Below are 20,159 nucleotides of genomic sequence, written 5' to 3'. Positions count from 1 at the left end.
CCTTTTACTTGCTGAGCTTAAACAACTGGATACCGAAGTGATACAATTTCTGTTTCTTCGATTTCGCTGCGATAGCAAGAACTTTACTAAAACATTCCTCGATGGCCTCATTCGCCTCTTTTAGACTTTCTTCATCAAAAAGCATGGTCTCTGAGCCAACGAACTTTTGAGTATTATTTTGAGTTTCCAGCGATTCTTGGGCCTTCCCCAGCATCAGACGATGGAAATTTCGGAGACCTAAATGCGGACCTTCTGCCGCAAAGAGAAGCTCATCATTAATTTTCCAACCATCCATCTGATATTCAGCAATTCCAATTTTTTGGAACTGTTTGAGAGCATTTGAAATGTCTTTCACGTCTAGATTTAAGATATCTGCCAGTTCCTGAGGCGTCTTTTGACAAAGTTCAGGGGTCTTCAGCATCACCAGAAGTGGAAGATGAAACCAATTCGAGAACACGAAATCATAATCGAGTTTACTCTTCTTAATGCGGCGATTGGCCTCTTCACGGGCCAGTTCTTCCATACGATCTTCAAGTACCTGTTTAATACCGGCACTGCGAGCAAGCTCGTGCTCAACCATCGTAATGAAGTATTCTTGTTCTTTTACTCTTAGTTTGCTCCAGACGGCCAACTGACGGGCCACTTGAACTGAAATTTTCTTTTTACCATTAAGAAACATAGACAGTGCGGCCGGTGAAAGACCACAGCTACGGGCCGCCGCCCTCAGTGAGAATGACGGATTCTTGGCTTTCTTCGCTTCTAAAATATCACGAAAAAAATCGTAAGACTGTTTATAGGTAAATACATTCGCCATGGGGATAGAGTATGCCTTTCCCAGGTGAAGTGTTGATAAATCGTTGAATAGTATAGAAATTACAGGGAAGCGGTCTTACCCATGACTTCTTGGAGCGCAAAAGTATGGTCATTTTTTCAGACTTCCAACTAAACACTCTTTAATCAACCTAGAATCCCAAAAAAAAAGTTATAAGGAGAACTTATGAAGTCATTCTCACTTAAGGCACTTTTGCTTTTAACAACTTTTGCTCTGGTCGGCGCTCAGGGTGCTTATGCACTTACAGATCAAGAAGCGATGGAAGATGGGATGATGCCTATTGAAGAATATGCAATGGCGGAGATGAAGGCGGTCCTTACTCCGGGATTAAACAGTGAAGGTGTTGCTGAGGCGGTAAGAAACCACCGTCTAGTTATCGCTGTCAATAAAGCGGCCAAAGGTAAAGGCGCTCAAACATTAACGATGTATGAAAACGGAGTTGAGATTTTAAAAGAGAAGATTTCAACCGGTCGTGAAAAAGAAGAAAAAGCAAAATCTGGCAGGACCTATTTTTCTACCACTCCTAAGGGGTTCTTCCGTCCTACAAAAATTTATCGTGATTACTTGTCTTATACGTGGAACGCTCCAATGCCGAATGCCGTTTTCTTCATTGGTGGGATTGCCCTTCACGCCACAACTAAGTCGCACTATAAAGAGCTAGGTACTCGCGCTTCTGGTGGGTGTGTTCGTATGATTCATGAGTCATCACTGCTCCTTCGTGAAAAAGTCATGGACACCGGTCTTGGAAGTTCTCCTGGACAATTTAAGGTTGTAAACGAGGCCAAAGGCCGCAACCGAATTACAAATAACTCTGTTTCAGTAAATCAACTTAACCGTAACACTGGTGATCTGTTGGCGAGTAAAGTGAGCTCTTGGGACACCGTCATTATCGTTTACGAAGAATAAAATGAAGAAACTCTTATTTGCTTTAGCGATTATTTCAACTTCAGTCAGGGCCAACCCGGTCCTGACTCAGGATTTCAAGACCCTCAATACGAAGTATAAAGTCGGGACAATTACTGAACAGACCTATTGTTATGAACAACAAGGTCAGGTTGGTGGTTATCAGGTAGATAAGAAACAAAGAATTGCCTCTGTTACAAAACTTCTCACAACACTTTTGGCCTCGGAAGTTTTTGATCTTAATCAAACTTTCCAAACGAAGGTCTACATCGGAAAGGACGGCCTTCATATCGAAGGCGGTTTAGATCCGTATTTTGAAGAAGAGAAAATGCTTCTTCTCATGAGAGCTCTTAATGATTTGGGTCATACCAAATTTAAGCAGGTGAGTTTTAACTCAAATTTTCGTTTTTATGATCTGGGCCTCGAGGACTATCAAGTGATCACTTCTGAACAAATCAGACAGCGTATTGCTTATTACTTCAATCCCAAGAACCAAAAAACACTTAATACGACTTGGAAGACCGTACAAAAGTTCGCGCGAGAAGAGGGGATTGAACTCGAAGGGGATGCTCCAAGCCTTAGCGCGACTTCAGTTGTTTTAAGGGATGTTAACCCATTACAAGATGAGAATCCGGTGGAGTATGTCCACCATTCAAAACCACTTCACGCCATCATTAAGGCAATGAATGTGATGTCTAAAAATGTGGTAGCAGAAAATCTCTTTGCCCTTGGCCAAAAAAAGAAAAGTTTCAGGGCACTCATGCTGGAAAAGAACGTGGACTCGGCCACATTTTCTATTTCTAATGGATCAGGACTTCCCATCATTAATGGCAAAAAACGTTTTGATAATTTGGCCACTTGTCGCATGATTTTAAAATCAATTTCTTTATTATCTGAAAGTGCAGGCAAGCAGCATTTTGAGTTAAGTGATATCGTTGCGGTCAACGGTGGTAAAGATCTTGGTTCTTTCCGTAATCGTTTTGAAGATTATCCTGAAACTCATGAATCGGTCCTTTCAAAAACTGGAACGTTGAAGCACACATCAAGTCTTGCAGGGGTCCTTCTTATTTCTGGAGAAGTTCCGTTCGCCATCTTGAATCATACAAAGACTCCTGTCCAGGCCCGAAAGTTCCAGGACCACTTTGTGGATAAAATGTTCGATCAGTTAGGAACTCCAACGCCTCTAGTCTATGAAAAAATCTCAATCTTCCCTTGGGACGGAGAGGATTTTTTGCAGTTGGTTCACTAGGTCCTTCATTGCCATCAGATTACTTTCACGTGAGAATAATTCCATGAACCTTATCAAGGAATTATCATGGGTCTGTGGATTTTCTGTTTTATGATGACTCTTTCAACTGCTTTTGCTGATATCGGTAAAGTTCTTAAACTTACTGATAAATCTGAAGCGCATATCGTAAGAAATAAAAGCAAAGTAGAACTTAAATCGGACAGTAAGCTAGAAGTCGGTGACCTAATTGTGGCCGGTAACTCAAATCTTCTTCTTCATCTTTATCCAGAAACTCAAGTCGTGCTTACTAAAAATTCAGAATTACTTATTGAGCAATCAGACCTTGAGGTGACTAAAAAAAGCGAAAAGGCATTCTCTGTACTGAAGCTCCAAAAAGGTTCGTTAAAAGTTCATTCACCTTCTCGAAAGAACCAGGAAATTGAGCAGCGTTGGGAAACTGAAGGGGCCTCGGCCGCCGGGACTCAAGGGGATTTTGAATTGGCCCTTCAAGAGTCCAAAAACGTTGATCTGGATGTTTTCAGCGGACAGCTGAGTGTTTCATCACCATTTATTCAAAGCTTCGTGCCAGAAATTGTTAAGGCCAAGGAAGGGGTGACCTTCGTTGCCAAAGACAAAGTTTTCACAAGGCGTGAGGCGGTTTCGAAACTTGGAAATGAACCGGCTTTCACTGCTGATAAAGTGGTTAAGAAAAGTTGGGACAAGTTAAAGAAGAGATTCGCTAAGAAAACGAAATAATCAAAGAGGGGCCTTAGCGGCCCCTTTTTTTTAGTTACCAGATGGAGTTGTTGAACTCTTAGGTTTTGAAGAAGAAGGAGAGCTTGAATCCATACTGCCTGGAGTTTGAGAACTACCAGAGTGAGATGGAGACATAGAAGAATCTTCCATTCTTTCAACTTCTTCAGTTGTTTCACCCGATGGTGAAGTTGTACGTCTTACTTCTTCAGTAGTTGTCTTTGACTCTTCCATTGACTCTGAAGAAGGCATTGAGCTGCTGCTTGAAGTTTGAGCAAACAACGGCATTGAAATAAGTAGTGCTGTCACTGCTCCACAAAGTAGTCGTTTCATGTTGACCTCCTGTTAAAGGGCTTATTTTCCTGGCCTCTGCCAGAATGAAACTCCTCCATCTAAACAGTGACCCGCAAAGTTTTTGAACTCTAAATCACCTTAAGAAAACATTGGCCTGCTTCCGATCTCAATCAATCAGGAATTTCTTACAGTGTAATTCTTTCTGTCAGGACAAACTTGATTTGAAGTCTATCTAGGGCGGATTTAGGATGCGGCCATTATTCTAAAGGATGCATGTATGAAAAAGCTTTCATGCTTATTACATTCTCTTAATTTTCTTCTTATCACTACTCAAATGGCCAATGCGGCCATGCCGATATGGTCATATGACCCAGGTCCAAACCCTCGCACAAAAATGGGCAAAGAGCTCATTGATCTTACTGCAAATATTCCGAACATGCCTGAGATCGCCAATCAATTGATGGGTGAACAAAAATTTCGTCCAGCATTTGGACCAGTGCCGTGGCGTATGCTTCAAGCACCGAACAAAGTAAAAATTCTTTTCATTGGACAGGATGCTACTCACATCGCAGAGGCCGCTGGTCGTCCAGCGACCGCAGGTTTTGGCGGTCGTGCTCAGGATCTCGCTGCTTATTTTGGTGTCAACGAAGGCGCGGCCTTTATAAACACTTATGCTTATACTATCAAAGGTCAGTATGGGGCCTACAATACTCCTTTCATTTACCGTAATGATAAAGGACAAGACTCATTCAATCTTTCTAACTTAGTTGATAATCGCCTGTGGCTACTTACCCAAGATGTAGATAGCCCAGTTACCAAATGGCGTAACAACCTCATTGATTGGATCATTCGTAATAATCGCGATTCAATTAAATTAATCGTTACATTCGGCGGAGCTGCTCGTGATGCTATGGGGGCCTATGTTGAAAGTAAGGGGGGAAAAGTAGAGTCCCGTATCGAAAAAATTATTGATCAAATTCAGGTAGCGGAAACTAAGTTAGAATACGCGGGGGGAAATAATGAATTCCCAGTGGTGGTAGACCAGGAAGGAAATGATCTTTATTCGCGTATGGCCGCTCGTCGATTGGATTATACTAAAGAACCCGTCCAAAAGACCGCAGTTGAAGACCTTCAAGCGAACGTAGAAAAATACAAGAGTGAGATGGTATTTACGAAGGCCGGTCCAATGAGAAATGGTCTCCTGCACCCGGCACAACTTGGTGGGTACGATCTCAATAAGATTAAAGTTCGTAATGCTTATACTCGTTCACTCAAAGGTCTTAGACTAAGTGATGGTTCAACAATCAGTTCTGATGTACTCGTGGTTGAACTTCCACACCCGACGTTTCTTAGTAATCTTTCAAATGAGCAAGCATCCAAGGCCGTTGCTCAAGATCTAAATGTACTTAGACCATATGTAAGTGCGGGCTGGAAAATTAATCCAGATCCAGGAATGTCCAACCGCTATGCCTCAGGTCAGCCATATCGTTATTCTCGAGCGGACATTGGACCTGAATATTATGACTTCGGTACCCCAGGTACTCGCATGGTTCCGGTTTCAACTGCTTCTCGTATGGGAAGTAATCCTCATGTAATTGTCTTTGGTACTCGTGACCAGGCCCGCTTTGATAGAAAGGCCATTGGGGCCATGACGAATGCTCGTCCAGGTGAAGATTTCTCTAAAGAAGAACTTTTCGTCACTCGTCCTCGTAGTGCTCATCTTCGTTACGTGTTCGACGCCGGTCCGGGTGAAATGTATGCTCGTATTATGAAAGAAAATCTGAACATGAAACAGATTTTCAAAACCAAACCAGGAAAGTCATTCCAGTCGAATGGAATTGATGCGTATTATGTGAAGAACCATCCTGACATTGGTGACTTCGGTCACTACCGCGGAAATTTAGACAAACCTCGCGTGATAATCGTGGCGGATCCTCGCGGATATGATGATCTTATTACTGCTCGAGCGCTAACAGGAACACGAGGTCAGCACCTTCAAGGTCTGATGAGAGATCTTGGGGTTCAAGACGAGAACTATTTGGTCATTAAGACAGTTCCATTCGGAATGGATGGCGCAACTGCGGAAGATTGGAAGCACGTTCTTGCTGCTACAGAAAACTATCGTAATGCTCTCCTTGGTAAACTTCTAAGTAATGGGGGACCTGAACTTATTATTACTGATGGTCCAGCTGCGAAGCTTGAAGTAAAACGTATTCTTGGAAATAGTCGTATCCCGGTCGTTCATATCGGCCGCTCTGGTGGGCCGGATCAGGCCGACATCCTTGCTGCTGCTAATGACTTTAAGGCCCTGCCTCAATTTAAGACGGCGACGATTCGTGCGAATCTGATGAATATTCCTCGTAGTCATCTTTCTTTTTATGCTCGGACTTGGGAAGGAACTTCTGGTGACCGAGTTTTAAATTCTGAAGACAAGTTCCGTGGTCTTGCTTTTGCTGAAGTTGCTCCAGCATGGGCATGGCAACAACGTTCAGGCCTGGTTCCTGAACATAATCATGATGTGAATATTCTGATTAATAAGTTGAAAAAAAATAATCTACCGCTACCTGGCGAATCCATTCCAAATTACCTTCGCCGTACACGTATTGATCCTAGGCTAAGTTTTTGGGAACATGCTTTAAGAGAACTTTTCAGAGTTGCTTAAATAAAAAAGGGGAGGTCAAAACCTCCCCTTACTTTTTTAGGCAGCACTGCCTAAAACTTCACGACTTAAAATCTTCACCTGTTCTTTCATTTCTTCCGAGCGCTGTTCAATGTTTTCAGCAGTTGAAGCAATTTCTTGAGTTGATTGAGCATTCAATTGTGAGGCCTGATCTAGTTGATTCATGGCCTTACTAATTTGACTTAGTCCTACCGTTTGCTCGTTACTAGCGGCGGAGATCTCTTTATTAAGAACGGCCACTTTCTCAACCGAGGCAACAATTCTCATAAGAACGTTTCCTGAGTTGTCCGCAAGCTGACGGCTTTCTTCAGTTCTATCCACGCTTTCTTTAATGAGAGTATTAATCTCTTTGGCAGCAGTCGCAGAACGTCCCGCGAGATTTCTGACCGCATCCGCTACCACCGCAAAACCTTTACCTTGTTCGCCAGCACGAGCGGCCTCAACCGCAGCGTTAAGAGCAAGGAGGTTCGTCTGGAAAGCAATATCATCAATGACCTTTATGATCTCTTCGATCTTTTTAGAGTCATTCGCAACTTCATGCATAGATTGAATAAGGTCATTGATCTCTTTTTCACCTTCGCGTGCGATCTGAGATGATTCATTGGCAAGATCAGAGGCCTCTTTGGCGTGTTCAGAGTTTCTTGTTACCATTGAGGTGAGCTCTTCAATTGAGGCCACAGTTTCTTCGAGTGAAGCAGCAGATTCAGTTGAAGCGCTGGAAAGAGACTGCCCGGCCGCCGAAAGTTGGGTAATGGCACCCGACACGTTATCACTAACGGTCGTCAGAGCACGGGCCACTCCACCAACTGAATTGGATACACGATTTGAAAGCATGAAAACCACGGTGAAAAGAATCCCTGAAGAGACAAGAGCGACCAGAAGAATCATCATGGCCTTGCTTTCTCTTTCTTCTGCCTGAAGAATGTTGTTCGACTTGCTAATGGACGTATACATTTCATAAATTTTTGTGATGGTTGAATCGACTTCAATTTGAAGCACTTGCCATGGTCCGCCTTTATCCACAAGAGATAATACAAATTCAAAGTCGGAAGGTTGTCCACGTGTCAGGGCCTCTCTAACTTGTGATGTGTACTCAAGATACTTAGGGTAGTGGTCCTTCATGTCTTTAAATGCTTCAGCCTCACCCTGAATATACTTTTGCTTCATATATTCTTCGACTGCCGATTTGTAATCACCGACTGAACGATCCAGAAGGGCGATAAACTTTTTTCTATTTTCAGAGTCCTCTTTATTACTTAGGGCCGCAAAGGTGAAGTAACCGATGTTCGCTCGATTGAGATTGATTTGTCCTAGAAGCCGAATGTTTGGAACGTAGACCTCATAGGATTCATTTAACATTCCGCCAATTTTTGAAAAGCCTCTCAAACTAATAATCGTTGTGATGGCCAAGGCAATCAATGGAAGGACTGCCAGTATTAGTAATTTCCCGCGTAAACCTTCAAATGTTTTGCTCATATTCATTCACCCCTTAAAAAATCCATACTGCTTTAAATTGAGGAACACTTTGATTCAGACCTCTGATACCGTATTTGTTTTGCCAAAAGTTGTACTCCATCCCGATTCTCAGAGGGACTTTGTTATTAGTTTTCTTGGCAAGATCAAGAAGAAGAGAGGGCTGCATTTGTAAGTTCTCGCGCATGTGTCCCTCGGCCCCTGTCCAATCCAGAAAGCCGTTAAAACGAATGGGCCAATTAGATGGACCGAAAACTTTGCTCCAAACAATCGTTAGTTGCTGACTTGTTCCCTCTACACCTAAAACATCACGATATAAGAATTGAGTTGCGAGATAATCAAACCAAAGATTCTGCCATTCTATCGTCACGCCTGAAAGGTTTGCTCGTCTTGCAGGTCCTGTTGGGAACTCCAGGTTAAGCTGAAGTAAAATATCTTTTACGAAGCGATCTTTCACTCTTACCAAATCCATTTTTCCAAGACTAAAGGCCGGTGAAATTTCTCCGTAAGTCACGGTCTTGTCTTGAGTATCGGGACTTTGAATATCGAAGAAGAAAAAATTGTTACCGTAGGCCCAGCCACTTATGTGTTCGACCGTGATGAGAGATTGGGAGTAGCGATCAGTATTAGGTCGAAGATAGTTGCTTCCTTGAAGATATTGGATGTTTGTTTCCGACCAATCTGCTGCTCGAAGCTCGCCAACAAAAGACAACAGCACCAACAGAGTCCAAATGATTTTCATGACTTTCCTTGAAAAATTTTTTCAAAATATCGGGAAACCTAAATCAAAGCTTAATGAACATTTTTTTAACTTTTTAAACTAATGATTAATTATCTAAGTAAGTAATAATGCGGAGGTAAAAAATGCCTATTCAGTAGAACAACTGTTTCTCTCAACAGTAATTGGCAGCTGGTCTTGTTGATGAATCTCATACGTTTTTCAATAGAGATACTGGAGGTGGGTATGTCGAGGAAGGCGATAGAGCAAGTTGCAAGTTTTTCACTCATGCATGCGATCATGGGAAGAAGATCTCGTCGGTTTGCAGTAGGTTCTTCAATTGACTCTGGTCCATTGGCCTTTCAATCACAAAAGCCTCCACAGCCATTAAATGAAATTGAGCGAACACTGATTATTTCGGCGATGGCAGGTAACACTGGTTGGAATCACCTTATACCTTTTAATCAGAAGTACGCTCCTGATTTACCAAATTATGCGGGAAGCGCAGGAGGGCGAACATTTCCTTCCTCTGCTGGATTTCATACCAGTACCTTGTTCTTTTCTGATGATTCTGGGGTCTTCTTTCTGAATAATCGTAATGCTCCTGCAGCGAAAACTAAAACCATGGCCAATGAGCTTAATGTCGAAGATTGGCTTGATTATAATCGAAGTCAGATAAAGCAACTTTCAGATAAGCGAATTCAGATTCCGGTAGAAGAACCTCATATTGAAAGTCACAATCTGTGGATTGCAAACTGTCCCGGAAGCTTATTTGTAGTACCTGTGGTCGATCTGGCCCAGCACATGGTGCTGATGCTTTGTTATCTCGCTCAGAATGGTTATGGTGTTTATAATGATTTTCATCACGAGCCGATTCCTGGCCTTGATAAATATAAAGATATTGTCGATTTAAAGAATCCCTTTCCTCTTTCTTATATTGAACAAATTGTTTTGGGTGAAGGAACCGTTGAAATCTCTACCTCTTGTTACGCGGGGTCCTTGATTCTTCAGGCGATGGGACTTGGAGGATGGATGTATGATGGAATCGACCGTCATTCCGTTTTTGGTGTGAGCGGCGATCCTCGGAACAAAGGACTAGGATTTAGTTCAGTCACCAGGGATGATTGGGTCTTTCCGAATCCAGTGGGGATCCCTGGAGTGTTTGAGGCCTTCTGTCCTCCTTACTATTCTGATATGAAGGCCGCTGTTAAAGCAGTGGTGGAGAGAAAGTTTGGTCCCAATGGACCATTTAACGAAGAGACCCCTGGCCCTTGGAAAGAATCACCACTGGTAAGAAAAAGTGCGAAGATCCATTCGGAAGAGTTTATTGAATGTGTTGCTCTTCAGGCCGAATACATTCACCAAAAGTTTGGTAAATTTCCAGGGACATTGCCTTCTACATACTGTCTTACCTATCTTCAGGCCCATCATCTTGATTTGGATTTCTACGATAAGTATTACAGGCCTGGCTCTTATCTTCATACTCATGAGGACCATCAAAAGAACTGGCATTGGCACTAAATCCAGTTGATAATTTAGGGAGTGAAGAAACCATTCTCTGATCCATCAGCGCTTTTTCAATGTGTTCTCCTCTTTGTGCAAAAAAGAGCGGGCCTCACTGTTGCCTTTTTCGCCTTAGTCATCGGTATCTGTGCTTGGGGATTGAAATTCACCAAACTAGAATTGGACATCTATGATGTCTATGATTCAAATTTTCAAAGTAGCATTGATCTTTTTGAGATGAAGGAATATTACGGCGATCAGGCACAGGTTTTGGTCGCTTTTAATTTTAGCGACATCCCGAAGTCTGGCGAAGTCTGCAAACTTCTCAACTGGAGCCGTGAACTCAACCGGCTTGCAGACATTAAAAATGTTACTTCTCTTTGGTCCCTTCGTGCCCCAAAAATGCAGGATGGAAAACTCTGGTATCCGAAGACCTTGAATGATCCATGTACGCTTGATCCACAATCAGAGTTTCATCTTTCAGAAGTATTTAAAGAATCATTCTTTCGGCATCTTGTTTCTAAAAGTGGTAGCAAGGACCTGGTTTTCGACGTTTCATTTACAAATAGTGGCGCTAACTTAAAAGAGATCCAAAGCTTAATGGATCATACGGATACTTTTACCAAGAAAGAGTTTAAAGACGTTAAGGTCCGCTATTTGGGCCTGGCCACTTCTCGTTACTACTTTAGAAAAATCATGCAGAGGGACAGTATTTATAGCATGCTAGTCTTGCTTGTGATTTTACTTTTTATGCGAGTAGTTTATGGAACCTGGAGGAGTGGAGGATATCTTATTCTGACTCTGGTTGGTTCTGGAATTATCTTATATGGACTTATGGCCCTGTTTGGGATGCCAATAGATATTCTCACTAATAATTTGTTTTTGATGACTGCTGTCTCTGGAACCGCGGACTTTATTTTTGTGACTCAGTATCAAATGACTGGCAATTATCAGGACAGTCTCAAAAAATTAATTAGGCCGAGTTTCTTCACATCACTTACAACCATCGTAGGATTTCTTTCACTAAACACCTCAGACCTGTCCCTCATTCAACGTTTTGGAAATGGTGCCGCCATTGGTGGAGTCGCAGAGTGGTTGATGTTGTTCCTTTTGTTACCTGCCCTTTTAAAGTTACTTAATAAAGAAAAAGTTTGGGTCAATCCTAAGAAGGCCCTGAGTAGTAAGTGGGCACAGAAAATTGAAGAATTTAATCTTCCTGGATGGTGTTTAAAGCTTCTCATGGCACTTATGGTGGTTTCAGTTCCTGCTTTCTTTTTCTTGAATGATCAGGACTCGCCAGTTCTCAATCTTCCCAAAGACCATGTGATGAGAGTGGGATATGAAGACTTCCAGAAGAAATTTGGGTGGCAAGGTCAGGTCTATTTGTATTTCCCGAGTAGACCTTCAATTTCTGATCAAGAATTGATTTTAAATAAGATTAAATCTTCCCCAATGGTCTCAAGAGTAGAGGATCCGGAAGAGATGGCCCGGGAATGGACCCGAGATTTTCCACCTCTAAAGCAAGAGCTCATCCGTCGCGAACTGAGTATGACTCCGTTATGGGAGAAATACTATTCGAACGCTGACACTTTAAGAGTTCCTTTGTATTTGAAGGAACAAGACCTTCACTCACTAAGAAAATTTCGAGATGAAATATTACCCATTTGTCAGGACAAATGCCGAATTGCGGGCCAGCGTGTGGTGTATTTGGAGTATGGTGAAAAAATCTCTCGCACAATGATCGAAAGTTTTGCAGTAAGTATTATTCTAGTAGTGGGTATTCTTACATATCTTTTATGGACAGTAAGAAAGCTTCAACACTTTTGGGCAGTGGTTCTATCTTCTCTCATGGGGCCTTTGGTTATTCTTACGATCATTAGTATATTTCAGATTCCTGTGACTCTTATTACCTCCATTTTCCTGGCGGTCATGGTGGGTCTGGCCGGTGATAATGCCATTCAGTACATGCTGACTGATGACGAGAATTTGGAAAGAGGGATTGAAGGTCGTGCTCGTGCCAGTATTATGGTGACTCTGGTTATGATTATGGCCAGTGCCATGTTCCTTCTCCAAACCCTTAAACCAATGAAAATTCTAGGGACTCTTTTCGTCTTGGGCTTTTTTATTAATCTGGTCGGAGATCTTTTCGGTTTTAAAGGTCTTCTCACGCGCAAGTCCGATCAATAAGCATAGGTATTTCCTTCCGCCTCCTTGTGCATGTACTCACATGATAAACTTGTTACATGAAAGAAATGCTTTTTGAAATTAATCAAACGACCCAACCAATCCGCCCGCATAAGGTTTTCAATAACTGGGATGTTGTTGCGAAAGGCTGGTATGTCGTTTGTAAGAGCAAAGAACTGAAAAAGGGCAAGGCCCTTCCGATTAAAATTTGTGGCCATGAGCTTGCCCTTTATCGAACTGAAAGTGGCAAGGCGCATGCCTTAGATAAGTTTTGTCCCCACATGGGAATGAGTCTCGCTGAAGGAAAAGTTAAAGGGGAAAATCTCACTTGCATCTTTCACGAGTGGCAATTTGATTCGAAGGGAAAGTGTGTTGATATTCCCTGTCTTAAAAAGAAAGTGGAGAACGGTAAATCGGTAAACTCATATCCAGTTGAAGAGAAGTACGGATTTATTTGGGTCTATTCAGATAAAGAAGCTTCAGGTTCGGTGTTTGAAATTGATGACCTGAAAGGCAAAGAAATTCTTTTTACAGATCTCAGTCCATTTCGCAGAATTGCTCATCCTCATATCACGATGATGAATTCGATTGATGAACAACACATGCGTTCAGTTCATAAACTTCCTCTGGATTTGGATGTTGCCATCCAAGAAGAAGGCACCCGCTTCAAAGTGACCTTCACCGGGAAAGTTCTCGATCAGACACTTTCAGGTAAAATTCAAAAGTTCTTCCTGGGCGATAAGTGGAAGAGTTCGGTCTTATTTGTGGATGGATGTCTGGGACTTCTTACTATCATGATAGACCTTAAACTCTTTAAAAAGTTCCCGCTTCCCTGTGGATACTTTATTTTCTCACAGACCTTTACCCAAAAAGGCGAAACAGTGGTCTGGCCAATTATGGTGACTGAAAAGCGCAAAGGCCTTCATGGATATTTATTTTCATGGGCGCTCATTCGCGTTCATAAGGTCTTGATGTGGTTCCTTGCCTTTCAAGATGGGCGAGTGATTTATAAGAATCTTCGGTTTAATCACAGTGGCCTTCTGCCTGAAATTGATAATGCTTCGGCCCGATGGATTTCCTTCGTAAACCGAGTGATCAAACCTTCCATTTGGTCAAGAAGCCGTATCGGTGAAAACGAAGTTACTGACCCATAGATGAAAAAAATCCTCTTTCTGATTCTCATCATGCTGGTTCTCACTATGCTTGGAGACAAGATCAGTGGAGCTATTTATCAATTTCAGGGAAACTCGTACACTCTGAGTTTTCTTCTTATTAAAAAGAATGTCGTCTTTATCTTTTTAGTGAATCTTCTGCTTTATCTTTTTGATATGCTTCGTATGAAACTCATTGGAAAAGTCTTCAACTTAAATTTTAGTTGGGAAGAGTGCTTTGGCGGCGTTGCCTTGAATCTTTTATTCGCATGGATTTCTCCGATGGCGATTTTAGGGGCCCCGGCCATGGCATGGTACTATTATAGAAAAGGCCATCCTTTAGTGGAGTCTTTCTCCGTTTCATTCGTCCGTTCATTTACTATTATTCTTATCTCTGCCATCACGACTATTACAATCTTTAGTTTAAATATTCAGGGGCCAATACAAAACGTTGTCCTACAAGAAAAGGTCTTTCAGGTTTTGACTGGAATTGCGATTTATTTTGCAAGTCTCGTAATATTGTCTTATTTGCCGTTTAAATTTATTAAAGAGGTGAAGTTTCTAGATAAGTTCACAGGTCAAATCAGAACTCTCTTATCCAATGGAAAAGTTTTGATGATTCCTATCATGTTAATCACTCTATTAATGAACTTCCTCTCAGTTTCTTTCATTATGTACGAAGGCATGCAGTATTATTCGGCCCCGAATTTCTTATTTGGCCAAGTGATGCTGTTCTTGTCGTACATGTTACTTATGCCGACACCTGGTGCTTCAGGGTTAGCAGAGGTTGGTGCCCCACTTATCTTCAGTGGTGAGATTCCCCTAAACGATATGATTTCCATTGTGACCGCCATGAGAATGTCGACCATTGGCCCTCAGATATTATTGGGCGTCATTTTTATGATCGTCGTTTTTAAGCAGAGTCTAACGATTGAAGAGATTAAACAGTTTAAGAAGAAATCCGAATGACGTTTCCTTTTGTCGTAGATGGTTCGACCATCAAAGATCATAAGACTTGGATAAGAGAGAATGAATTTCTCTTTCGTGATCATGCGGCGGTTCTTTTGAGAAATTTTCCCATTAAATCTCGAGATTCATTGGAAGAATATATCAAAACCATTGTCTCTGAAAAAGATCTCCTGGATTACACCGGCGGAACATCTCCGCGAAAAAAATTAGGGTCTAATGTTTACTCTTCTACCGAAATGCCTTTTTTTCTGAAAATACCTATGCATTCAGAAATGGCCTACCGAAAGCGCTTTCCAAAGAAAATTTTCTTTTACTGTGAGACAGCTCCTTTGATAGGCGGACAAACTCCGATCGCTGACATTAGAAAAGTTTTTCAAGATGTCCCAGAGAGCATCCGTACAAAACTTTTGAATGAAGGGATCATCTATTATCGTCATCTCAAAAACTATACAGTGGCCCGCAAATATTTAGGCATTTTCAATCCCATGATCAAGATGGGTACCTGGCAGTTTGTCTTTAAGACCACAGACTCTGAGGTGGTGAACGAATACTGTCGTCAGAATCATTATGAACCAGAGTGGCTCACTGATGGTTCAGTGATCTTAAAAACCAAGCTACCGGCCATGAATCAATCGGGGGCATGGTTTAATTCGTTTCATTTCTTTCAGGTTCATTCACGGATTTGGGGACGACTCATAACTCCAATTTTTAAGCTTATCCGTTTTCTCTCAGGTGGTCTTGATATGAGTGCCACCACAGGAATGAGAAACCGTTTAAGTGATAAGGACATTTCTCTGATCGTGGATGCCTATGAGAAGAATCAGGTGGAGTTTAATTGGCAGGAAGGGGACCTTCTTTATCTCGATAATACCAGGACTGCTCATGGAAGAAATCCTTACTTCGGTAAGCGAAAGATTCTAGTGTCTTTGGCAGAAGAGGGCGAATTTACTTCTGTCTAAAGTAAGCTTCTGTGAATGGATACTTTTCGATAAATTGTTGTTCGATCTTTTTTTGTCTTCCCGTTAAATACCACATGTTAATACGAATCGCGTACCAGATGCTGATAAAGGGCGCTCCACTTGCAGTTGGAGTCATGATCCCGTCGTAAATCCAATGGGAGACAAGGGGAATAATGTTAAAGGTGAACAAATGTAGAAGAAGATAAATCCAACTCATCTTGATAATGGTCAAGGCAAGGAAGAAAAATCCTAAAAGCATACCGACACAATGAAGAATGACCACATTGGTATTTAGATGAATATAAACGTAATAATCAAAGTATGAATCAAATTTCTCAGGAGGAAGCGTAAGAATATTCTGGCTTCTTTCTTCGCGAGTGTTAGTAACTTTCATTTTTAAAATTTCGATTTAGGAAGTCGGTTTACGTGAGCGATAAAACTGACGATATTTGAATCTTCCGGTGTGAAGTTAGGATTGAAACGAATATTCTCGTAAATTTCACCATCTTCATTCTTTAAACGGTTATAAATCATCTCAGTCATAAAGAGATGTAGTTTGGATTTCAACCAACCTAAAAGACCTTTTCTTTTGGGAGTCAGAAAGATGGGTTGAATGGCTGTTTGATCATGATTGATTGGGCGATAGCCAAAAGTCGCATAAATCGTAGGAAAAGAAATCATGCCGAAAAGTTTAATTCCTTCCAGAGCTTTTAAGAATCCTACCGTTGCTCCAGCATAACGAACCGAAAAACGATAACCTCCACCAGTAAGAAAGATCTTTTCTTTAGTGAGAAATTTTCCCTCGAAGTCATAGTGTATGTAACTCTGATCTGGGGCCTCATGGTGATTGGCGGTTACATTCAAGTCTAGAGCATGGACAGTGTTTACATGCTGAATATCCAATGCATTTAAAAGGCTAATATGGGGGTGAGAAGGCCTGGTGTAGAGCGGGCCTTTTTTAAAGGTGTAGTTCTCCAGAAGGTCTTGATGAAGAGGAAGAGGGTATCTGGCCTCTTTTCCTGCCCAAATCCAAATCAGACCGTAACGAACTTCCACCGGGTAGGAATTAAGGTCCTTTTGCTTACTACAAGTTCCATCGCCTTTGAAACTCCAGTGATGGAAATGGCAGCGAATTTCTTCTTTTACCACTGTTCCTAGACTGAGATTAAGTCCCATGTGAGAACAGAAAGCGTCCAAACAATGGATCTTTCCAGACTCTGTCCTGAAGATCACAAGTTTCTGTTTTCCTACTTGAGTGGAGAGGATGTTATTTTTTAGAGCGGATTCTTCACCAACGCAATACCAGGCCTCAACAACTGAGTTCCAGTTATTAAAGATATTCATTTCCTTAAGGGGTTGAGTTTCGACGTTATTACTTTCGAACAAGCTCATTTCCTTCGGTTTCTTCAAGCTGCCAGGCCTCACGAGTAAAAGGATATTTCACCATAAATTTCCTGAGCCATTTATCATATCGCCCGGTCAGGGTCAGAAGATTGATGTGAATCACGGGAATAAGGGTGGAATGAAATCTATCTGGAGTTGATTTGGCACTTCCACCATCATAGATGTAGTGGCTAATCAGAGGTAAGAAGTAGAAAAAGAAAACACCCACTAAGAATTTTACGACAACTGAAAAACTAAATCCTGTTAGCCATAATTCATAGGCCGAGAAATAGTAGAGAATAACACCAATCACCATTCCAATAGCGTGAATCCAGCGCGTGAATGGATCAACATGAATAAAATAAAACCAGTCATTATAATTTTGGAACTTATCCGGAGTATAAATGCGATTACGTTCCATGTGAAAAGCACGACTCTCTCGACTCGGAATAGCTCTGGTGAATTTAGACTGAAGAATGCTCATGTAGAAATTTTATCGCATTCCAGGATATTTTGAAGGTAGACAAGTTATCCGGAGTGAATGACTAGGGTTTTATACCCGAAATCTGAAGATTATCAATTTCACAGGCTTGAGCACCATTCGATTGCAAATGGGCCTTCACAAAAAGGTTTCCAGTCCCAATGGCAGTCGGGAATGTATTAAAGACCAGTCCCAGAGAGATGGCATCATTGGCCTCTACCCAATCAGTACTCGATTGAATCCAGTTCGAACCGTCATGATAATAAAAGTTTGTTCCATCTGAAGAGAGAGAGTATCGGGCCTGGCCAGCACAACCGTTTGCCCCTAATGTTTGCACAAATCCATTTAAATTTAGACTCTCGTAAGGAGCAGTCACTGGAAGTGTTGTGGTAATGGTTTGAGCAGATGTTGTGTAGCTTGGTCCAACTGTAATAGATTTTAACTCTGGCGAGCACATCGCAGGACCCGATCCATAATCACAGAGATTGTTAACATCATTGGAAGTGAAGACCACCTTGTATTGGAAATAGCGGTTAGGAAGCGAGACCGGAGCGAAGTTTAAGAATGGAATTTGGAGAGACCCAAGGTTGGAATTATGGTTTTCTGAGAAATGAAAAATTTCATCTCCGTTTGGACCCTTCCAACCAAGACCAAAAGCTCCATCCTGGTCTGAGCAGTCCGGATTAGCGCAACTTCTTACTTGATAGAGAAGTTGTTGCCCGCCTCGGCGATAAAGATTTTTAATTTCATTTGGAGTTAGGGCCCGATTCCACACTGCTACTTCATCCATTAAACCAACATAGCGACCAGATCCTATGGTCCAAACATCACTGCCCATATTAAAGTCACTTGCATTCGCTCCATAAGTGGGACCAGTGTGAGGAGTTGAATTAACGAGAACTCCATTTACATAGAGAGAGAATGTAGAAGCGTCTCCAGTCACCGTAACATGTGTCCATTCACCTGTATTCGCAGTCGTTGGTGCACATATCGTGGTGTTATCTATGGCGGTTCTAGCGCAGAAATATCCGCTTTGAATTCCAATCTCAATTTGCTCATCTTTCCCGATGATGGATACTTCGCTACCTCCGCCTCCATTCACCGTATAAGAAGGTGATACCCATGTTGAGATGGAAAATTCAGGTAAGTTATTTAAAAAGCCTCCATTGGCCGAGATTTTTCCTCCTGAGAAGTACGTCGCACGAGAGAAGATCCCACGGTAGTCGCCAAGTTCCAAAGTTCCAGAAATTGTTCCGTGATTTGTTCCTACAGAGTCGACGATGCTATTAGGACCACCGTCTACCAATTCATTGAGTTTCCAATAAGAGAGAATGCCATTCATTAAATTTGGTGAAACTTCAGAATAGCTTGTGGCCAATTCACTGCCATTGGTTCCCGGAATCTCTTTGTTGAAGGGAAGTGGTGTGACCGCTGATAAATATGGCCAGACTGGACTGGTTTCTTGTGAGTCAAAAACTCGCGAGACAAAACCTCCCGCGATTTGGGGACTTTGTTTGGCATACATATACATGACTTCGTCGTAATTCAGAGTTTCGTTCCAGAAGACGACCTCATCAATTTGACCATAAAATTCATACGGGCCACCGCCCATGTTACCAAACAGGAGGTAGGCGCTATAGTTGGGAATAGCAGTGGCGTTTTCAGTAGCAATCGTATCGAGATGTCCGTTCACATAGAGGCGGACACGATTATTGGATGGCTGTGTCCCATCAAAAGTGACGACGATGTGATACCATTTATCATTTTCAAACACGAACCTACTTTCAAAACGGTTGTCAGCGCCATCAATGTCCACGTTAAGTTTATTACCGGTATAGAAGAAAAAATCAAAACTTTGCTCATTGTTGTAATCGTTTCTTTTCGCAACAACGGCCTGGCCTATCCCGACCGCTAAGTTTGTGGGTCTCACCCAAGTGGCGATGGAGAATTTTTGATGACCTTCTAATTGATCGTAGTCAGGTGTGCCTACATACCTTGTTCCATCAAAATAGGCGGCGCCGTTGATTTTTCCGGGACCATTGCTAAAGCTGGTTGAGGAAATTCCGTGTAGAGCGTAGGGACCACTATCCTCTAATTCTGCCCAGGCGGTGGTGTAATTGGCCCTATCCAATTTATAGTAGGCGATGACATTTGCAATTTTGGGAGACCAATCAATGCCGTGTTCGAAAATGTTGGTCGTTGAATTCAAGCGAAGAACATTTTTTGTAGAGTCCCATGTCACACCTCGAAGAAGACCACTCCCAAAACCCGTTGGAGATGAATCTTGATCTATAAAAATTTTTGGTTTTAAGCGAACGAGGTTTCCATTGATCTCAATCTTACTTGCATCACTCAGAACGTAGTTTGTTTCAGTGCCAGTTGTGAAAGGGATTTGATGAATGAATGGTTGCAAGGTTGAATCAGTGACCGGATTGTTTTTAAACGTAACGGTGATGTCCCCATTTCCAATGGGACTATTACAGCCAACTAAAAATAGTAAGGCGAACCACAGGTTTGACTTCACCTTATAGTTATCGGTTTTTCGTTTGTTAATTTTTACTTTATAGTTCTTTGGATTCAAATGGTTAGCCTGTCGAAATCCCTAGGGCTTAATACTTTAAGCTTTAGACTAACTCAGTTTTTAATGC

The 20,159-nt window shown here is 41.9% G+C and carries 17 protein-coding genes; 9 read left to right on the top strand and 8 right to left on the bottom strand.

Features of this window, described 5'->3' with window-relative positions; genetic code table 11:
• Window positions 1-4 precede the first annotated feature (4 nt).
• A complete protein-coding gene (locus ACJVC5_RS04140; RefSeq protein ID WP_408098124.1) occupies window positions 5-814 on the bottom strand; it encodes a TIGR02147 family protein in 810 nt (269 codons plus the stop codon).
• A 183-nt stretch (window positions 815-997) separates the two neighbouring features.
• Here ACJVC5_RS04140 and ACJVC5_RS04135 point away from each other — a divergent pair, with 183 nt between their 5' ends.
• The 3 genes from ACJVC5_RS04135 to ACJVC5_RS04125 all read left to right on the top strand — a co-directional run bounded on the left by ACJVC5_RS04135 (window position 998) and on the right by ACJVC5_RS04125 (window position 3,719).
• A complete protein-coding gene (locus ACJVC5_RS04135; protein WP_408098123.1) occupies window positions 998-1,738 on the top strand; it encodes a L,D-transpeptidase in 741 nt (246 codons plus the stop codon).
• A 1-nt stretch (window position 1,739) separates the two neighbouring features.
• Entirely contained in the window at window positions 1,740-2,984 is a 1,245-nt protein-coding gene (locus ACJVC5_RS04130; protein WP_408098122.1) for a D-alanyl-D-alanine carboxypeptidase, read from the top strand.
• Between the two features lie 66 nt (window positions 2,985-3,050).
• Entirely contained in the window at window positions 3,051-3,719 is a 669-nt protein-coding gene (locus ACJVC5_RS04125) for a hypothetical protein (protein WP_408098121.1), read from the top strand.
• Between the two features lie 30 nt (window positions 3,720-3,749).
• Here the strand turns inward: ACJVC5_RS04125 and ACJVC5_RS04120 are convergent, their stop codons facing one another.
• Window positions 3,750-4,049 carry a hypothetical protein gene (locus ACJVC5_RS04120; protein ID WP_408098120.1) on the bottom strand — a complete coding sequence of 100 codons (300 nt, stop codon included), beginning with the start codon at window positions 4,047-4,049 and terminating at the stop codon, window positions 3,750-3,752.
• A gap of 238 nt (window positions 4,050-4,287) precedes the next feature.
• On the opposite strand from ACJVC5_RS04120, the gene ACJVC5_RS04115 reads away from it, so the two are divergent.
• Window positions 4,288-6,672, top strand: coding sequence for a hypothetical protein (locus ACJVC5_RS04115; RefSeq protein ID WP_408098119.1), 2,385 nt, complete (start codon window positions 4,288-4,290; stop codon window positions 6,670-6,672).
• 36 nt (window positions 6,673-6,708) lie between these two features.
• On the opposite strand, the gene ACJVC5_RS04110 is transcribed toward ACJVC5_RS04115, so the two are convergent.
• Together ACJVC5_RS04110 and ACJVC5_RS04105 are read right to left on the bottom strand one after the other, a co-directional pair.
• On the bottom strand, window positions 6,709-8,166 hold the full coding sequence (locus ACJVC5_RS04110) for a methyl-accepting chemotaxis protein (RefSeq protein ID WP_408098118.1): 1,458 nt from the start codon (window positions 8,164-8,166) through the stop codon (window positions 6,709-6,711).
• A 13-nt stretch (window positions 8,167-8,179) separates the two neighbouring features.
• On the bottom strand, window positions 8,180-8,905 hold the full coding sequence (locus ACJVC5_RS04105; RefSeq protein ID WP_408098117.1) for a DUF5020 domain-containing protein: 726 nt from the start codon (window positions 8,903-8,905) through the stop codon (window positions 8,180-8,182).
• A gap of 222 nt (window positions 8,906-9,127) precedes the next feature.
• Here ACJVC5_RS04105 and ACJVC5_RS04100 point away from each other — a divergent pair, with 222 nt between their 5' ends.
• From ACJVC5_RS04100 to ACJVC5_RS04080, 5 genes are read left to right on the top strand one after another with little or no spacing between them, the layout of a single operon-like run.
• The gene (locus ACJVC5_RS04100) at window positions 9,128-10,402 is read left to right on the top strand and encodes a hypothetical protein (protein ID WP_408098116.1); all 1,275 of its coding nucleotides are present in this window, start codon (window positions 9,128-9,130) and stop codon (window positions 10,400-10,402) included.
• Window positions 10,403-10,423: 21 nt separating this feature from the next.
• Window positions 10,424-12,571: an MMPL family transporter gene (locus ACJVC5_RS04095; protein ID WP_408098115.1), complete on the top strand. Its 2,148-nt coding sequence runs from the start codon at window positions 10,424-10,426 to the stop codon at window positions 12,569-12,571.
• Window positions 12,572-12,627: 56 nt separating this feature from the next.
• The gene (locus ACJVC5_RS04090) at window positions 12,628-13,722 is read left to right on the top strand and encodes a Rieske 2Fe-2S domain-containing protein (RefSeq protein WP_408098114.1); all 1,095 of its coding nucleotides are present in this window, start codon (window positions 12,628-12,630) and stop codon (window positions 13,720-13,722) included.
• The gene (locus ACJVC5_RS04085; protein WP_408098113.1) at window positions 13,723-14,688 is read left to right on the top strand and encodes a lysylphosphatidylglycerol synthase domain-containing protein; all 966 of its coding nucleotides are present in this window, start codon (window positions 13,723-13,725) and stop codon (window positions 14,686-14,688) included. It abuts the gene before it with no gap.
• Window positions 14,685-15,647 (top strand): TauD/TfdA family dioxygenase, encoded by a 963-nt coding sequence (locus ACJVC5_RS04080; RefSeq protein WP_408098112.1) that lies wholly within the window; start codon window positions 14,685-14,687, stop codon window positions 15,645-15,647. Before ACJVC5_RS04085 ends, ACJVC5_RS04080 begins: the two co-directional genes overlap by 4 nt.
• On the opposite strand, the gene ACJVC5_RS04075 is transcribed toward ACJVC5_RS04080, so the two are convergent.
• From ACJVC5_RS04075 to ACJVC5_RS04060, 4 genes are all read right to left on the bottom strand, one after another.
• On the bottom strand, window positions 15,634-16,041 hold the full coding sequence (locus ACJVC5_RS04075; protein ID WP_408098111.1) for an Mpo1-like protein: 408 nt from the start codon (window positions 16,039-16,041) through the stop codon (window positions 15,634-15,636). The two genes, ACJVC5_RS04080 and ACJVC5_RS04075, sit on opposite strands and share 14 nt — an antisense overlap.
• Window positions 16,042-16,043: 2 nt before the next feature.
• On the bottom strand, window positions 16,044-17,033 hold the full coding sequence (locus ACJVC5_RS04070; RefSeq protein WP_408098110.1) for a Rieske 2Fe-2S domain-containing protein: 990 nt from the start codon (window positions 17,031-17,033) through the stop codon (window positions 16,044-16,046).
• Window positions 17,020-17,514 (bottom strand): hypothetical protein, encoded by a 495-nt coding sequence (locus ACJVC5_RS04065; protein WP_408098109.1) that lies wholly within the window; start codon window positions 17,512-17,514, stop codon window positions 17,020-17,022. The genes ACJVC5_RS04070 and ACJVC5_RS04065 overlap by 14 nt, the downstream gene beginning before the upstream one ends.
• A gap of 61 nt (window positions 17,515-17,575) precedes the next feature.
• Complete coding sequence (locus tag ACJVC5_RS04060) at window positions 17,576-20,092, bottom strand: LamG domain-containing protein (RefSeq protein WP_408098108.1); 2,517 nt, start codon at window positions 20,090-20,092, stop codon at window positions 17,576-17,578.
• Window positions 20,093-20,159: the final 67 nt, after the last annotated feature.

This window comes from Peredibacter sp. HCB2-198 (genome assembly GCF_045999315.1).
In the GTDB taxonomy this organism is placed as follows: Bacteria; Bdellovibrionota; Bacteriovoracia; order Bacteriovoracales; family Bacteriovoracaceae; genus Peredibacter.
The sequence above is the reverse complement of the archived record's forward strand: the minus strand, read 5'-3'. Positions and strand labels throughout refer to the sequence as shown.